This window comes from Tenacibaculum sp. MAR_2010_89, assembly GCF_900105985.1.
Taxonomy (GTDB): domain Bacteria; phylum Bacteroidota; class Bacteroidia; order Flavobacteriales; family Flavobacteriaceae; genus Polaribacter; species Polaribacter halocynthiae.
The window spans coordinates 2,074,321-2,091,932 of the sequence record NZ_FNUB01000005.1 but is presented as its reverse complement, the minus strand read 5'-3'; the positions used below and the strand labels follow the sequence as shown (position 1 = coordinate 2,091,932).

At 28.0% G+C, this 17,612-nt stretch carries 17 protein-coding genes; 9 read left to right on the top strand and 8 right to left on the bottom strand.

Annotation, left to right across the window (positions count from 1 at the left end; genetic code table 11):
- The first annotated feature begins 64 nt into the window (after nt 1-64).
- The 5 genes from BLV71_RS12600 to BLV71_RS12580 all read left to right on the top strand — a co-directional run bounded on the left by BLV71_RS12600 (nt 65) and on the right by BLV71_RS12580 (nt 3,078).
- On the top strand, nt 65-817 hold the full coding sequence (locus BLV71_RS12600; RefSeq protein WP_093870897.1) for a Rossmann-like and DUF2520 domain-containing protein: 753 nt from the start codon (nt 65-67) through the stop codon (nt 815-817).
- Nucleotides 801-1,328, top strand: a complete 528-nt coding sequence (locus BLV71_RS12595) for a KdsC family phosphatase (RefSeq protein ID WP_093870896.1) — start codon at nt 801-803, stop codon at nt 1,326-1,328. Before BLV71_RS12600 ends, BLV71_RS12595 begins: the two co-directional genes overlap by 17 nt.
- A 27-nt stretch (nt 1,329-1,355) precedes the next feature.
- On the top strand, nt 1,356-1,931 hold the full coding sequence (locus BLV71_RS12590) for a Crp/Fnr family transcriptional regulator (protein WP_093870895.1): 576 nt from the start codon (nt 1,356-1,358) through the stop codon (nt 1,929-1,931).
- A gap of 195 nt (nt 1,932-2,126) precedes the next feature.
- Complete coding sequence (locus BLV71_RS12585; protein ID WP_093870894.1) at nt 2,127-2,582, top strand: DUF1772 domain-containing protein; 456 nt, start codon at nt 2,127-2,129, stop codon at nt 2,580-2,582.
- 70 nt (nt 2,583-2,652) lie between these two features.
- Nucleotides 2,653-3,078 carry a DUF2147 domain-containing protein gene (locus tag BLV71_RS12580; protein ID WP_093870893.1) on the top strand — a complete coding sequence of 142 codons (426 nt, stop codon included), beginning with the start codon at nt 2,653-2,655 and terminating at the stop codon, nt 3,076-3,078.
- A gap of 79 nt (nt 3,079-3,157) precedes the next feature.
- Here the strand turns inward: BLV71_RS12580 and msrA are convergent, their stop codons facing one another.
- From msrA to BLV71_RS12550, 6 genes are all read right to left on the bottom strand, one after another.
- Nucleotides 3,158-3,781 (bottom strand): peptide-methionine (S)-S-oxide reductase MsrA, encoded by a 624-nt coding sequence (msrA, locus tag BLV71_RS12575; protein ID WP_093870892.1) that lies wholly within the window; start codon nt 3,779-3,781, stop codon nt 3,158-3,160.
- A gap of 67 nt (nt 3,782-3,848) precedes the next feature.
- The gene (locus BLV71_RS12570; protein ID WP_255405194.1) at nt 3,849-6,224 is read right to left on the bottom strand and encodes a M1 family metallopeptidase; all 2,376 of its coding nucleotides are present in this window, start codon (nt 6,222-6,224) and stop codon (nt 3,849-3,851) included.
- Between the two features lie 246 nt (nt 6,225-6,470).
- Nucleotides 6,471-7,010, bottom strand: a complete 540-nt coding sequence (locus BLV71_RS12565) for a DUF4252 domain-containing protein (RefSeq protein WP_093870890.1) — start codon at nt 7,008-7,010, stop codon at nt 6,471-6,473.
- A gap of 66 nt (nt 7,011-7,076) precedes the next feature.
- On the bottom strand, nt 7,077-7,577 hold the full coding sequence (locus tag BLV71_RS12560; protein ID WP_093870889.1) for a DUF4252 domain-containing protein: 501 nt from the start codon (nt 7,575-7,577) through the stop codon (nt 7,077-7,079).
- A gap of 53 nt (nt 7,578-7,630) precedes the next feature.
- Nucleotides 7,631-8,107, bottom strand: a complete 477-nt coding sequence (locus tag BLV71_RS12555; RefSeq protein ID WP_093870888.1) for a hypothetical protein — start codon at nt 8,105-8,107, stop codon at nt 7,631-7,633.
- Nucleotides 8,094-8,603 carry an RNA polymerase sigma factor gene (locus BLV71_RS12550; protein ID WP_093870887.1) on the bottom strand — a complete coding sequence of 170 codons (510 nt, stop codon included), beginning with the start codon at nt 8,601-8,603 and terminating at the stop codon, nt 8,094-8,096. The genes BLV71_RS12555 and BLV71_RS12550 overlap by 14 nt, the downstream gene beginning before the upstream one ends.
- Nucleotides 8,604-8,762: 159 nt before the next feature.
- Here BLV71_RS12550 and BLV71_RS12545 point away from each other — a divergent pair, with 159 nt between their 5' ends.
- Together BLV71_RS12545 and BLV71_RS12540 are read left to right on the top strand one after the other, a co-directional pair.
- Entirely contained in the window at nt 8,763-10,211 is a 1,449-nt protein-coding gene (locus tag BLV71_RS12545) for a S41 family peptidase (RefSeq protein WP_093870886.1), read from the top strand.
- A gap of 1 nt (nt 10,212) precedes the next feature.
- The gene (locus BLV71_RS12540; RefSeq protein ID WP_233487081.1) at nt 10,213-11,622 is read left to right on the top strand and encodes a S41 family peptidase; all 1,410 of its coding nucleotides are present in this window, start codon (nt 10,213-10,215) and stop codon (nt 11,620-11,622) included.
- Between the two features lie 54 nt (nt 11,623-11,676).
- On the opposite strand, the gene BLV71_RS12535 is transcribed toward BLV71_RS12540, so the two are convergent.
- A complete protein-coding gene (locus BLV71_RS12535) occupies nt 11,677-12,570 on the bottom strand; it encodes a DUF72 domain-containing protein (protein ID WP_093870884.1) in 894 nt (297 codons plus the stop codon).
- On the bottom strand, nt 12,567-13,493 hold the full coding sequence (locus BLV71_RS12530; protein WP_093870883.1) for a patatin-like phospholipase family protein: 927 nt from the start codon (nt 13,491-13,493) through the stop codon (nt 12,567-12,569). Before BLV71_RS12530 ends, BLV71_RS12535 begins: the two co-directional genes overlap by 4 nt.
- Before the next feature lie 39 nt (nt 13,494-13,532).
- On the opposite strand from BLV71_RS12530, the gene BLV71_RS12525 reads away from it, so the two are divergent.
- The gene (locus tag BLV71_RS12525) at nt 13,533-14,576 is read left to right on the top strand and encodes a WD40/YVTN/BNR-like repeat-containing protein (RefSeq protein ID WP_093870882.1); all 1,044 of its coding nucleotides are present in this window, start codon (nt 13,533-13,535) and stop codon (nt 14,574-14,576) included.
- Nucleotides 14,577-14,651: 75 nt separating this feature from the next.
- Nucleotides 14,652-17,606, top strand: a complete 2,955-nt coding sequence (locus BLV71_RS12520; RefSeq protein ID WP_093870881.1) for an amidohydrolase family protein — start codon at nt 14,652-14,654, stop codon at nt 17,604-17,606.
- Nucleotides 17,607-17,612 lie beyond the last annotated feature (6 nt).

The following is a 17,612-nucleotide window of genomic DNA, read 5'->3' as shown; positions in this document are numbered from 1 at the left end:
TCATATGGCAAATATGCAAAAAAAATAACAAAGGTCTTTAGATAAAATCAATATCTTCGCTTTTATGATTAAAGTTGTTATTCTTGGAGCTGGAAATGTTGCTAGCCATTTAATAGATATTTTACTACCAAAAACTGATATTCAATTAATTCAAGTATATGCTAGAGATATAACAAAAATAACTCACTTAAAAAACCATGTTTCTATAACAAATAATATAGAGTTGTTAAAAGAAGCTGATATATACATTATTGCAGTTTCTGATAATGCCATTGGTACAATTTCTTCAAAAATAAAAACAAAAGGTTTAGTTGTACATACATCAGGAAGTGTTTCTATAAACTCATTGAATAACAGTGGAAGAAAAGGTGTTTTTTATTTATTGCAAAGTTTTTCAAAAGATAAAAAAGTAGATTTTGATACTATTCCTTTTTGCCTAGAAGCTGAAAATAAAGACGATTTAAAAACTTTAGAAACACTAGCTTTATCTATAGGTAAAAAAATATATTTCATAAATTCTGAACAAAGAAAGCATTTACATGTAGCAGCTGTATTTGTAAATAATTTTGTTAACCACTTATATACAATAGGTAATGACATTTGTAGTAAATATGATGTTCCTTTTGAAGTTTTATATCCATTAATTAAAGAAACAGCTTTAAAAATTCAATCGCTTTCTCCTGAAGATGCCCAAACAGGGCCAGCTAAAAGAAATGATACCAAAACAATAAAAAATCACTTAGATTTGCTTACTAATAAACAACAAGAAATTTATACAATATTAACAGAGTCAATTATAAATGGAAAAAAGTTATAAAGAAATACTACCTCAAATTGATACATTAATTTTTGATGTTGACGGAGTGTTAACTAATGGAATTGTTACCGTTATGCCTGATGGGCAATTAATTAGAAATATGAATATAAAAGATGGCTATGCTTTAAAAGCAGCAGTAAAGGCTGGTTTTAGAGTTTGTATTATTTCTGGAGGAAAAAATGAAGGTGTTAGAACCAGGTTATCAAATCTTGGTATTACTGATATTTACTTAGGTGCTCATAATAAAACTGAACAGTACAACGAATTGGTTAATAAATACCATTTGAAATCTGAAAATGTGCTATACATGGGTGATGACATTCCTGATTATCCTGTTATGAAACTTGTAGGAATGCCATGTAGCCCTAGTGATGGTGCTAGAGAAATTCAGCAAGTAGCTAAATATATTTCAGATAAAAAAGGTGGTGAAGGTTGTGCTAGAGACATTATTGAACAGGTAATGAGAGTACAAAAAAAATGGGACGACAATTTTGATGCCCAGTATGATTAAGGGTACTTTTTAAAGTAATCACTTAAAATGAATAAACTTAAAGAGTATATAAACAATATTAGTTACCTAAATGAAAATGTATTTCGAGAACTAGAGAAATGTTTTACTCCACTTCAATTACAAAAAAAGGATTTTTTTGTTCGTGAGGGAGAGTATGCTCGTAAAATTGGCTTCTTACAAGAAGGGATTGTACGAGCATTTTTTTTTAATGAAAAAGGAAAAGAATATAATAAACAATTTTTTATTGGGCCTTCTATAATTGGTGCTTACACATCATTACTTCTCAAGCAACCAAATACTATTGCCCAACAAGCATTAACTGATTGCAAGATTCTCGTAGCAGATTATGAAAGAATTGAAGGGTTATACAACGACTTCCATGAAATAGAACGGTTGGGTAGAAAAATAGCGGAACTTTATTTTTTAGAAAAAGAAAAAAAAGAAATAGAAATGGCTCTGCTTGACGCTGATAAGCGATACTTAATTCTAAGAAAAGAATTCCCTTCTCTTGAAGCTTTAATTCCTCAATATTATATTGCTTCATATTTAGGAATATCTGCAACTCAATTAAGTAGGATTAGAAAAAAAATCCTTCAATTGTGATTTATGTACATATGTAATTGAAATAGATAAAAAGGTGGTCCAATTTTGTTCTATCATAAATTTAAAAACAATTACTAATATGAAGTATTTATCACCTACTAATCTTAATAAATATTATTTAAGTGTAACTCAAACAAAACTCATTAATTTTAAAACACATATTTTTTATAGAAATTTAAAAACCAAAAATCTTAAATGATGGTAGTACTTCTATTATTATCTAGTGGAATATTAGGCATCTTTCTAGGAGCTCAAATTGCAGAAGCCTTTCTTTTAGTTCCCTACTGGAAAAATTTGAAAGAAAATGACTTCTTTGAATTACATAAAGTCTATGGTAAAAAAATTCATCATTTTTTTGCTCCATTAACTATCGCAGCAGTATTTGTTCCTTTAATTACTATTATTGTTCATATTTTTTGTCAAACAAATAAAAACAATCTTTTATTAGGAGTAATGGGCTTTTCTACAATAGCTTTTTTTCTAACCTATTTTTTGTATTTTCGAAAAACTAATAAGAGTTTTTCAGAAAGAAGTATAGATAATAAAAAACTTCAAAAAGAGTTAATAAAATGGGGGAATTGGCATTGGAGTAGAATTTTTTTTGAATTCATAGCTTTTACCTGCTCATTACTATTACTAATGAAAAATTAAATAAAACATAAAAAACTACAGCCCTTTTAAGGTATAGTATTTGCATAACACTTATAATAAACATATAAAAATGAAAAAATTACTTCTTACTTTTATTTTAACCTTAATATTCACAAACATTAATGCTCAATCTATTTTTGGTAAATGGGAAAATAGAGATGAAGAAACAAACAAGGTAGATAGTGTTATTGAGGTTTATCAAAAAGATGGAAAAGCATATGCTAAAATTATTGAAATTACTGATCAAAACAGGCAAACTGCAGTTTGTGATAAATGTACTGGTAAACAAAAAAACAAAGCTATTTTAGGCATGAATATTTTATCTGGTTTAAAAAAGGATGGAAAAGAATGGAATGGTGGGAAAATTCTAGACCCAAAAAATGGAAAAGAATACAAATGTTACATTAAACTAGAAGATAAAAACAAGCTTAAAATTAGAGGGTACATTGGCTTTTCTTTACTTGGAAGAACCGCTTATTGGTATAGAAAAAAATAATACTATTTTATTCATTATTAAAAAACAGCCATTACAAATATATTTGTAATGGCTGTTTTTTATGATTTACTTTTAGGTATTATTTTAATAAATGAGGAAATTTTCTTTTAAATCGATTTAACCTTGGTATAGAAACGTTCTTTACATAAGAATTTTCAGGATGTAATCGTTCATAATTTTGATGGTATTCTTCAGCCTTATAAAACTTCTTAAATTTTGTTACTTCGGTAGCTATTTTACCATTATAAACCTCTTTGTTTAATTTTTTAATTGCGTTTTCTATTATTTCCTTTTCACCTTGATTTTTATAAAAAGCAATAGACCTATACTGTGATCCATAATCAGGATGTTGTCCATTAACGGTTGTTGGATTATGAGAACCATAAAAAACAGTTACTAAAGTTTTAAAACTTACTTTTTTAGGATTGTAATAAACAGCCACCGCTTCTGCATGTCCAGTTCTACCTGTTCCTATCTTTTGATATGTTGGATTTTTAGTAAAACCTCCTGAATAACCAGAAACTGCTTCTTCTACTCCCTTTACACTTTCAAATACTGCCTCAACACACCAAAAACAACCACTAGCAAAATATGCTACTTCTAATTTTTGAGTTTCTTTAATTACCTTTTTAGGAGCTTTTTCTTTAAAACTAAAGAAAACTGCCAATACTAAAAATGCTACAACTAATTTTAAACCTTTCATTTATTAACTTTTATTTTATTAATTTTTTCAGATTCAAATACTCATTTTTATAAAATCACAACTTTAATTACTCTAATAATTTAGCCATTGCTGTTTTAATAACCTCTATATTTTGATGCTTATTAGTATGATTTTCTTTTTTCTGCATCTGAACCATTTGACGTAATAAATTAACTCCTACCTTATCAAAACTATATTGTTTATACTGTATTCCTTTTGCTACAATATCATTTGATAAATTTTGTATTGCATTAAAGTTATTACTCTTAGCTATTTTATCATATGCTTTTTTATATAATGATTGAATCTTTTTATTTTGACTCAAAAACATGCCCGACATTACATTACTTGCAATAAAATTTAATTCATCTTCATCATTTTCTTCTAAATATATACGTGTTAAAGGAGTTGCTATTATCTTTTTGACTTCTAATGGTAATGTTTTTGATTTTTGTATTGCTAGTTGCTTATCAACATAATACATTGCCACTAATGACTTTCCTAAAACTGCATATGATTTACTCTGTAATCCTTTTTCAAAGGCGGGCTTTAATTCTAGATCAGTTAATTTACCTAACGTTTCTATAGCAGCCGCTTGCACTAATGTTTTAGTGTCTTGCATTGCTATTTGTTTAATCTTGTTTATTACTGCTTTCTTTGAATATTTATTAATTAAATTAATATTCTCTAAAGCTAAAATCCTAATCTTATAAAAATCATCGTTCATTGCATTTGCTATTGCTCTGAATGCTTTTTTATCATCTTGCCTTTTAGATACCTCTAATAAAGCTTCCTTTTTATGAGCATAATTTTCAGCATATTTTAACTGATGAATATAATCGCTTAAAATTTTATTCTCTATGATATCGCATAATAAAACACCATCAGAATTAATCTGTATCAGGTTAGGATGCTTTATAAATGGAAAGGTAAAAGAGGCATCTTTACCAGTAACAAAAACCTGATGACGCGTTTTTTTACTTCCTTCAAAAATATCAATTGCTAAAGGGAATTTAAACTCATTGGCTTGATCTTGGATAATATTAATAGTTACTGTTTTACGTAATTTATTATAATCATAAGATATGTTTAATTTTGGATGTCCACTATTAAAATACCATTGATTAAAAAACCAATTCAAATCTTTTCCGCTAACTTCTTCAAAAGCTAAACGTAATTGATGTACTTCTGCAGTTTTGTATTTATTTTGTGATAAATATTTATTCAACCCTTCAAAAAAAGCATCGTTCCCTAAATAATTTTTTAACATATGTAAAATTGCCCCTCCTTTATTATAACTAACAGCATCAAACATATCTTCTCTACTATCATAGTCAAAACGCACTAAATGTTTATCAAAATTTTGTCCATTTTTATACGCCTCTCTATCCTCTAATAAATGAGCTTCTGCTTCATTCTTACCATATTTATGAGCCAGCCATAAATATTCACTATAGTTTGCAAAACTTTCATTTACTGTTAAATTACTCCAACTTTCTGCAGTTACTAAATTTCCAAACCAATGATGAAAAGCTTCATGAGCAATCGTATTTTCATGTGTATTCTCATCAATTAATTGCCCTGGCATTTGATATGCTTGCTCACCATGAATTACAGCTGTTGTATTTTCCATAGCTCCACTTACGTAGTCTCTTCCTATAATTTGAGCATATTTATTCCAAGGATATTCAATTCCTGTAACTTTTGAGAAAAAAGCCAGCATTTCTGGTGTATTTCCAAAAATCTGTTTTGCAAATGGGGCGTATTTTTTTTCTACATAATAATTAACTGGAATGTTTTTATATGAATCCTTAACAACCTCATATTCCCCTACCCCTATAAAAAATAAATAAGGAGCATGTTTTTGTGTAAAATTCCAATAATCTGTTCTAGTACCATTACTATTTTTTGTCTGTTTTTCTAATTTACCATTGGATAGTGTAACAAACTTTCCAGGAACAGTTATATAAATTTCTTGTGAAGTTTTTTGATTCGGAGCATCAATGGTTGGAAACCAACAACTACTTGCTTCAGTTTCTCCTTGTGTCCAAATCTGTGTAGGCTTATTTTTATCCAAACCTGTTGGATTTATAAAATACAACCCTTTTGCTGATGTAATCGCAGCGCTTCCTTTTTGTTTAACTTTTTCTGGTTGTGCTGTATATTTTATATAAACAGTAAATTTTTCATCACGTTTATACATGCGTTGCAAATCAATAATTAACTTATAATTATCATAATTATAACTTAATTTTTTATCATTCAACATTACAGAATGAATAATCATTGCTTTGGCATCTAAAATTAATCTATCAGTATCATAAAAATGAGGTTTTAAAGTAACCCATTCTTCACCATTTAATGTTTTCTCTTTAAAATTAAAATCAACTTTTAATTTAGTGTGAATTATATCATGTATTTTTTCATGCTCGGCTCTATACACTCCCTGAGACTGTACTAGCGTTATCTTAAAAAAAAATAAAAATACGAGGATAAACGGTTTTTGAAACTTCATAAATTTTTTCTTAACTAATTAAACTTTTTCGTTTTAGTAATATTATACCGTAATTAAAAAGTTGTGGAATTTCAAAAATAAGAAAATATGACGTTAGGCTTGTTAATGAGCCGTTAAAAAGAAAAAACCATTATACAATGAAGTATAATGGTTAAAAAAAGTTTGTTTTATTTTTTATTTATCTTTAAAAATCATTTTAAACTGATCTAGGTTAACATTATCAGTATTAATTTTTGCTTTTTGCATCATGTCCATAATTTTAGCAGGATTCATGTCTTTTCCTAATATACGAGCAATACCAACACCTAATTTTTTACCGTAACCTAAAGCAACTATCTCATCTATTGCATCAGTCTCTCCTGAGTAATAAATAGCTGCATTCATTCCATCTTTTTTAAAATTCATTAACTTTTTATAAGATGATTTACTTAAAATATCTTTTATCTTTTTTTTCTCAGCCTCGTAAGTAGCATCGTCAGTATTAGTATACGGTAATCCAGTAACGTTTATTTTTCTAATACTTTCGTAAGCTTTTTTGTCTTCTTCACTAGTACTATCTGAAGTTAATTGTACAACACTTGCTGGAATATCTAATGATATAAAACCTTTTTTATCTTGACTATCTACTAAATAAGTTTGTAAAGATTCTTTATTATTACAAGAAACAATTACTAATGCAAAAAGCATTATGGAATATATATATAGTTTTTTCATGTTCTTAATTTTTAAATTAATGAAAAAGAAAGTTGAACTAAGAGTTCAACTCTCCTTTAATCTTTACTACTTATTTTTTGAGTATTTATTGGCAATTTTTGACAGCTTATTTACATCTATTTCACCAGATAATGAAATAACCGTAGAACTTGATTTATTATCACCTCCTTTATTCATGTTTTTTACAAACATCAATACTTCACTAACTATTTCTTTGTTTTTTGTTGCCTTAATATAAATTTTTACTCGTGAATTTTTATCTTTAACACGCATTAATTGAGTTAAATTAGAACTTTTAATAGCCTTATTTACCATACTTTCCATTTTAGAAGCTACACTTCCATCTTCAGTAGAAAATATCTTTAACTCATTTAATCCTTTAGCCATGTTAAATATTTCCATATCATCAGATTTTGCATCTGGAAACTTCTCTAGTAAAACAAACATATCTTTTGTTACTACTACAGCTGATACTTCGTCTAAATCTTCTAATTTATCGAACATTGATTGTCCAAATGATATGCTTGATGTTATGATAAATGCTAGTATAAATATTATTTTTTTCATGATATTCTATTTTTAATGTACTTGGTTTATTTTTAGTTTACTTGGTATTTTAATTAATTGTTTACTGTTTTTATTACTTTATTTACAGTATTTTCATAGGTACTCAACTGTCCAATTGCATTTTTTCCTTTATTAATGTTACTTGAAACTGCATATAATGCTTCGTTTCCTTTATTTAAGTTGATTGAAACCATTTGCAATGCCTCTTTTATTTGTGCAAACTGTTTTCTCTGTAAATGCTCATCATACTTTTGTTTCCCTGTGTAAATACTAATTAATAAAACTACTGATGCTGCTACTGATAACCATTTCCAGTTCTTTTTTCTTTTTATCTCAGGTTTTAACTGAATGGTTTTCGTAAAAACTTCATCTTTACTTTCTTTAAAATAATTAAACATTACACTATATTCATGCAAGTGAGGTGCTACATTATTACTTCTAAAGTACTTTTGTAATACTTTCTCTTCTTGCAAAGTTGTTTCTGCGTTTAAATATTTATCTAATAACTTTTCTATGCTAGCTAACTCCATAGTTGTGCTTTTTTATTAATTCTTGTCTTATTGTTTTTCTTGCTCTTGAAAGTGCTACCCTTACTGCTGTCGGTTTCATATCAACCACTTTACATATTTCATCAAAATCATACTCTTCAATATCTCTTAATTGAATTATTATTTTTTGCTGTTCTGGTAGTTTTTCAATTAGCCTGTGTACTTGGTTTACTGTATCGTTATTTTCTACTTTTTTTTCTAATGGTGTTTCTTTTTCTTTATAATTACTGTGAACTAATGTTAAATTACCTGCTTGCTTAGATTTTAATCTATCAAAACAATAATTTTTTGTCATAGTCATAGCAAAAGCTTCAACATTTTTATACTCTGAAAGTTTTCCTTTATTTCTCCATAACTTTAAAAACAACTCTTGTGTGGCATCTTCAGCTTCTTCTGTAGAAACTAACAATCTTTTTGCCAAACGAAAGACCTTGTCTTTAAATGGTAAAACAACTTTTAAAAAGTTTGATTGATTCATTGTTTAGTTAATTAGTTAGGTAAACTTATAAATAATTTTATTCTTTTTTATCAGGTTTACATAATTACGACGACACAGTATAATGTTTGTTACATCAATTATAAAAAAAATAATATAATTCATTAAATTGCGTTATAATTTTTAGCAAAAGCCTACTATATGAAATTTTTTAAAATACCTTTATTCTTACTTGTTTTTTTTACTATAACTTCTTGTAGTGAAAAAGAACCTACTCCTGAGAATATTGAAGTACAAGATTTTGTATGGAAAGGATTAAATGCCTATTACTTATGGCAAGATCAAATTCCTGACTTATCTGATAGACGTTTTTCTTCTGATCAGCAATTATATGATTATTTAAATGGATTTAATGATAATCAAAATTTATTTAAAAGCTTATTAATAGCTAATGATGATAGATCTACACTTTTAGATGATTATACAACCATAGAAAATCCTAAAAGAAATGCCATTACCAGTGGATTAGAATTTGGAATCATTGCCGAACCAGGAAGTACTGAGAATGTATTAGGGTATGTAACACATATTTTGCCTAATTCAGATGCAGCTACGAAAAATATTACTCGTGGTGAATTTTTTCATGCTGTTGATAATGTACAACTAACAAGAACTAATTTTCAATCATTGCTAGTTACTAATCAAAATGCATATACATTAGAAATGGCTAATTTTAATGGTACTATTGTTACTCCTAATACAAAAAGGGTAGCTTTAGTTAAAGCTCAATATGACTTTCCTGCTGTATTTCATGAAAAAGTAATAACAAATAGGACTAATAATATAGGTTACCTAATTTATAACAATGATTTTTCTACAAATTACATTAGTGACTTAAATACAACTTTTCTAAACTTTAAAAACCAATCGGTAAATGAATTAATTATTGATTTTCGCTATAATATTGGAGGTGGAAGTTTTGCTAAAAATATTACTAAAATTGCATCTATGATTACTGGGCAATTTAAAGATGAAGTTTTTATAAAAAAACAATGGAACACTAAAGCTCAATCATGGTTTGAAATTAACCAACCTGATTCATTGAACACTAAGTTCACAGAAAAGTTAAATAAAAACACAGCTATTAATAGTTTGAATTTAACAGATGTATACATTATTTTAAATGGGAATGAATTTACAGGTTCTCCGGCCACTGAATTATTAATTAACAGTTTGAAACCTCATATTAATGTACATGTTATAGGTAGACAAACTGAAGGTAATAATACTGGAACTATTCTTTTATATAATTCAGAAGATTATGATTTTGACAACAGAAATGTTACTCACACTTTTGCTTTAAAACCTATTGTTTTAAAATTTTTAAATAAAGATAAAGTGACCTATGAAAACGGATTTACACCCAATATGGAACTTTGCCCAAATGAAGATGTTTTGAACTTGGGAGTTTTAGGTGAAAATACAGATCCTATATTAGATAGGGTTTTAAATTATATATCATCAGGAGCTGTTGGTGCAACACCAAGGTGTAACGCTAATAATTTTGAATATTTATACAACAGCATAACACCTCAAAGAAACTTAAATCAAAACGTAACTATAACACAAAATTTACCTAATACTAATTAATATGAAAAAAAGTATCGTTTTAAATCTTCTTTTAATTACTTTTATTATTAGTGGATGCTCAAAAACAGAACCTAACCAAATTAATAATGGGGTAAATTCTTTTATTTGGAATGGCTTAAATAAATTTTATTTATGGCAAGAAAAAATCCCAGATTTATCTGACAGAAAATTTTCTACAGATCAACAAAAAAACAACTATTTAGCAACATACAACAATCCTGACAACCTATTTGAAAGTTTATTATATCAAAGAAACATTGTTGATAAATGGTCATGGATTGTTAGTGATTATGTTGCTTTAGAGCAATCATTTCAAGGTACAACAGAAACTACTGGAATGGAATTTGGTTTAAAAAGATTTAAAACAAATTCTTCAAATGTTTTTGGATATGTACGTTATGTTGTTCCAGGTACAGATGCAGCTAATAAAGGTGTAAAAAGGGGTATGATTTTTACTAAAGTAAACGGTACAACTATTACAGATAAAAACTATAGAGATTTGTTATTTTCAAAATCAAATTCTTATACAATACATTTAGCTAATTATAATAGTGGAGATCCAATAACAAACTCAACAACATATTCATTAAGTAAAAGTAGTTTTACTGAAAATCCAATCCATATTGCCAAAACTATTGATGAAGGAGGCAAAAAAATTGGGTATTTAATGTATAATAGTTTTACAGCCAATTTTGATTCTAAATTAAATTTAGCTTTTTCTAAATTTAAAACAGATGGAGTTAAAGATTTAATTATTGACTTAAGATATAATGGTGGTGGGTCTGTTCGAACTGCAACAAGGCTAGCAAGTATGATTACTGGACAATTTACTGGTGACATTTTTGCAAAACAACTTTGGAACAAAAAATATATGAGTATTGTTTCACCTGATGCTCTTATTGATAGATTCCCTGATAAAATTGGAAATAGTGAAATTATAAATAGTTTGAACTTAACTAATATTTATTTTATTACTACTGGAAGTTCTGCTTCTGCTTCTGAATTAATTATTAACGGATTGCTTCCCCACATTAATGTAAAAACTGTTGGTACTAAAACACATGGTAAATACGTCGGATCTGTAACATTATACGATTCTCCTAATTTTACAAAAAGTGGCGTAAACCAAAATCATAATTGGGCAATGCAGCCTATCGTATTAGAAATAGTAAATAAAAACAATTATAACGATAAAGATGGAATTGACCCAACTATAAATCTTCCAGAGAGTTATGGTAACATGGGGGTTTTAGGCGATAAAAATGAACCTTTGCTAGCTAGAACAATTGAATTAATAACAACTGGTAAACGTGGTTCTGTTTATAACAAAACAATTATTGAATTAGAATCAATTGGTAATTCTAAATCAAATAATCCAAACTATAATAATATGTATGTTGATTTAAAATAATCATACTTAAAATATAAATAAAAAGCTCTGGTATTAAAAACAGAGCTTTTTTATTTACAGTAATGACATTTGTTGATTAGTATCTTCGTTTGGAATTTTTAAATTAATACTTAGTTCTTTGTTTAATTTTTTAATGAAATAAGAAGCTAATAAAGGAGACTCAACTTCTAAATTTTGATGAATAAAAAAGTGAATGTTTTTTAAACCCAAATCTGTCCATTCTTTTAACCTTACTACCCAATCATCTAAACGAGAGTAATCCGATATATGATTTGCACCTACATAACGAATAAATGCTTCATTATTTGTTAAACGCATGTGAAGCATATCTCTCCTTCCTGCTGTATCAACTAATACATTAGCTACATTATTTTCTTCTAATAATTGAGTATACTCTTCAAAAATACTTTTATCAGTATACCAATCTGGATGCCTAACCTCAACTGCTAAAGGAATTTCATTAGGCCAACTTTTAACAAAATTTTCTATCTTAGAAAAGTTTTTAGATCCAAAATTAGAATGCATTTGTAAAAAAACAGTACCTAATTTCTCTTCTAATCGTAGTGCATTGTCTATATAATAATTCACAACTTTTTGTACTCCTTCTAATCGTTTCCAATGGCTAATTTCTTGAGTCAGTTTTGGGAAAAACTTAAAATCACTTGGAGTTTTATCTTTCCACTTAGCAAACTGTTCTCCTGAAAATTGTCGATAAAAAGTTGCATTTAATTCAATTGAATTAAATTGTTTAGAATAATACCCCAATTCATCTTTTGTTCCTTTAGGGTAAAAACCTTTTAAATCTGCTTTATTCCATTTTGCACACCCTACATAAACATTTGGACTATCAGATATTTTATTTTTAGATAACAAATCAATAGTAGCCTTAGTGTTATTAGGCATTGTAAAATCTATTAATTCTGGATGGTCAACTTTTCCAAATTTCATTTATCTCCAATTAATTCTGTTCTAAAATCGTTCATTGAAGTATCATCTTTATACTTTGCATGGTAATATCCTTGCTTCCACCATTTTTTCATTAATTTTTTATCAAAAACTAATGAATTAGTTGTTAAAACAGTAGGTGTATAATAAAGATTTAATTTAACGTCATTATGTTTAGCTGATAATTTACCTATAGTCACATTATGCTTTTCAACATGTTCTAACATAAAATCAAAAACGTTAAGCATTAAAGAAAAAGGATTTTTAGCTGGCATTCTATTTATTTGAGTTACTTCAGTTTCTAAAATAATAGCGTCAATTTCTTTTGCTCCTCTTAAAATAGCTTCTCTAATAGGAACTAAGCAACCAAAGCCTCCATCAGCATATTGGCAAGAATTTTTTTCAAGCAAACTCATAAAAGGCACATAATTACATGATCCCCATATCCAATCACAAAAATCATCATAAGAGCAATCTAAAATAGATTTATATTCTATTTTATTAGCTGTTAAATTAGATATAGTAACAACTACTTCTTTATTTTTCTCTCTAATTTCGTCATACATTTCTTTAGTAACGTTTTTCCTTATTAAACGTCGTAAATTTTTACTTTCTCCAAATGTTTTTCTTCCCTTTAAAAAGTTCCATAAAGTATTTCTATGACGAATTGAAATTACTTTTTCTCCATGAATCGTTTTTATTTTAAAAGGGCTATTACTAAAAATAGATTGTTGATTTACTTTCGTATAAAGTTCTTTTAAAGCATCTACTTTACGCAAAGCTAAATGAGAAACCATTAAACTTCCTGTAGATGTACCTAAAAATAAATCATACTTTTTATTTTTTTCTTTCATCAAATACTCAACTACACCGCCAGCAAATGCTCCTTTACTTCCTCCTCCAGAAATTACTAATGCCTTTTTCATTGATATTTTGCCTATTTTAGTTCTGTAAAAATATTAAAAATGAAACGAATCGAACTCTTTTTTTTAGTCGCAATTATATTTATTTCTTGCAAAAAAGAATACCAACCTAGAAAAATTAATAACGCAGATATTACAACTTTTAAAATAGATAGCTCAAGTATAAGGGCAATAAAAGCTATTGATAATAACAATGTGATTTTTGCTGATTCAAAAGGAAACATAGGTAAAACGGAAGATGGAGGAAAGAATTGGAGTTTTAATAAAATTATTTACAATGATTCTATAACTCCACATTTTAGAAGTATTGCTGTGAATAAAGAAAATATTTTTGCTTTATCTATAGCTAATCCTGCGTTATTATATAAAATTAATGCTAATGAAACTAAAATAGTATATAAAGAAGAACATCCAAAAGTATTTTACGATGCATTACAGTTTTTCCCTGATGGTAAAAACGGAATTGCAGTTGGAGATCCTACAGAAAATTGTCCTTCAATAATTATTACTTCAAATGGAGGAACTACCTGGAAAAAAATACCATGCTCAAAACTTCCAGTTTTTGAAGATGGTGAAGCATTTTTTGCTGCTAGTAATACAAATATTAAAATTGTAAACAATACTGTATGGATAGTTTCTGGGGGGAAAAAAGCTCGTGTGTTAAAATCTACAGATAAAGGTAACACTTGGAACATATATGATACGCCTATTGTACAAGGTAATGGGCCACAAGGCATGTATTCTGTTGATTTCTATGATGAATTACATGGAATTACTATTGGTGGAGATTATTCAAATTCAAATGATAATTGTGCTAACAAAGCAATTACCTCAGATGGTGGTAAAACATGGACTCTTGTAGCAGACAACCAAGAACCTAATTATAAAAGCTGCATTCAATACGTTCCTAATTCAAAAGGTAAAGAAATTATAGCAGTAGGAAAAACAGGTATTTCTTTTTCAAATGATGGAGGCCTAAATTGGAAAAAATTAAGCGATGAATCTTTTTATGCTATCCAATTTGTAAATCAAAATACAGCATGGCTATCTGGCCATGAAAAAATGGGAAAACTAATCTTAAAATAATCTTAATATTTTGTTAAACAAAATTTTAAGATTTAAGAAATCAATACATTTAAGAACTAATTCAACTTTAACATAATGAAAAAAATTTTCATACTATTATTCTGCTTGTGTATTTCACACATTAAAGCACAAGAATACTTCCCTACCAATAAAGGAGTTAAAACTACAAAAAGTAGTTTAATCGCCTTAAAAAATGCAACTATCTATGTTACTCCTAAACAAGTTATAAAAAAAGGAACTTTACTTATTAAAGATGGTAAAGTATTAAATGTTGGTAAATCTGTAAGCATACCTAAAGATGCTCAAATTATTAATTTAAAAGGAAAATCAATTTACCCTTCATTTATTGATGTATATGCTAATTTTGGTGTAAAAAAAGCAAAAAGAAACAATAACTTTAGCAGGCGTCCACAATATGATGCTAATAGAAAAGGCTATTACTGGAACGATCATATCCGTCCTGACACAGATGCTTTTAATCAATTTAAATATGACAGTAAAAAAGCTAAAGAGCTTTTAAATGCAGGTTTCGGTGTTGTAAACTCACATAGTGATGATGGAATCATGCAAGGAAATGGGGTGTTAATAGCTTTAAATTCTAATAGTTCTGATGCATATAGAATACTGAATAAAAAGTCAGCTAATTATTTATCTTTTTCTAAAAGTAGTAAATCACGTCAATCATATCCATCTTCTCGTATGGGAGCTATGGCTTTATTAAGACAAACTTATTTAGATGCTAATTGGTACGCTAATGGAAATGCAAAAAACTCTGACTTAGCCTTAGAAGCTTTAAATAACAAAAAAGATTTACCTCAAATTTTTAGAGCTGGAGATTACCTCAATAGTTTACGTGCTGACAAAATTGGAGATGAATTTGGTATTCAATACACTATTGTAGGTGGTGGAGACGAATATGAACGCGTTAACGATATAAAAAAGACAAACGCTACATTTATTATACCAATTAACTTTAGAAAAGCGTATGATGTTAGTAACATTGCTTTAGCTAATAAAATAGCTTTAAGTGATATGCGCAAATGGAATCAAGAACCTTCTAACCCAAGCATTTTAGCTAAAAACAATGTTCCCTTTGCCTTAACTACTTATAAACTTAAAAGCATTAAAGGATTTTCTACGAACTTACAAAAAGCTATTTTGTATGGATTAGATAAAACAACAGCTTTAGAAGCTTTAACTACAATACCTTCAAAAATACTTAACAACAACAGCATAGGTAACTTAAATAAAGGAAGTTATGCTAACTTCCTAATTACTTCTGGTGATATTTTTGATTCTAAAACCACACTTTATGAAAATTGGGTGCAAGGAAATAAAAATAGTGTTACTCCTATGGACATTAAAGATATTACTGGTGAATATATGTTATACGCTAATGGTAAAAACTATACCATGACAATTACGGGTAAGGGTACAAAACAAAAAGCTACATTTAAACAAGAAAAAACTAAAATAAATGGTAAGTTTTCATTTAAAAATGATTGGATTCAAATTACTTTAAATGACAATGGAAATTTCACTAGGCTTTCTGGTAGAATTACTAACTCAGCAAACCTTATGCAAGGAAATGGAGTTGATAATAATGGTAATGATATAGAATGGTCTGCTTCTAAAAAAGTAAAGAAGGAAGAGAAAAAGAAAGAAGGAAAAAAGAAGAAAGATAAAAAAGCCAATGAAGTAGTTTCTATTAGTTATCCTAATATTGGTTATGGAAACTATAACATACCACAACAAGAGTCTATTTTAATTAAAAACACTACTGTTTGGACTTCTGATAATCAAAAAGTATTAAATAATACTGATGTTTTAATTTCTAATGGAAAAATAACTAAAATTGGTACTAATATTAATGCTAGAAATACCAAAGTAATTGATGGAACAGGTAAGTATTTAACAGCAGGAATTATAGATGAACATTCTCATATTGCTGCTTCTGCAATAAATGAAGCAGGACACAATTCATCAGCCGAAGTTACGATTGAAGATGTTGTTGATCCTAGTGATGTTAATATTTATAGAAACTTAGCAGGTGGTGTAACATCAATTCAAATATTACACGGTTCTGCAAACCCTATTGGCGGACGTTCTGCAATATTAAAATTAAAATGGGGAGAGAATGCAGATGGATTAATTTACAAAAATTCTCCAAAATTCATCAAGTTTGCCTTAGGTGAAAATGTAAAGCAATCCAATTGGGGAGATAATAACACTGTTAGATTTCCTCAAACACGAATGGGAGTTGAACAAGTTTATATTGATTATTTTCAAAGAGCTAAAGAATATGATACTAAAAAGAAAAGTGGAAAGCCTTACCGTAAGGATATTGAGTTAGAAACATTAGCCGAAATTATTAATAAAAAACGTTTTATCTCTTGTCATTCATATGTACAATCAGAAATAAATATGTTAATGAAAGTTGCAGAAAAATTCAATTTTAACATTAATACGTTTACACATATTTTAGAAGGATATAAAGTTGCTGATAAAATGAAAAAACATGGTGTTGGTGGTTCTACTTTTTCTGACTGGTGGGCATATAAATATGAAGTTAACGATGCAATTCCTTACAATGCAGCAATAATGCATAAACAAGGTATTACAGTTGCAATTAACTCTGATGATGCAGAAATGTCAAGAAGGTTAAATCAAGAAGCTGCAAAAACTATCAAATACGGAGGTATGACTGAACAAGAAGCTTGGAGCATGATTACCATTAACCCTGCTAAATTATTACATTTAGATGATCGAACTGGAAGTATTAAAGTAGGAAAAGATGCCGATGTGGTATTGTGGAGTGGAAATCCTTTATCTATTTATGCTAAAGCTGAAAAAACAATTATTGACGGAGCTATTTATTTTGACATTAAACAAGACCTAGCAAAACGTAATGCTATAAAAGCAGAGCGCTCTAAACTTATTAATATGATGTTAAAAGAAAAAATTAAAGGAGCTAAAACACAAGCCCCAGTTAAAAAAACTAAAAAATTATTTCACTGTGATACTGAATAAGAATTT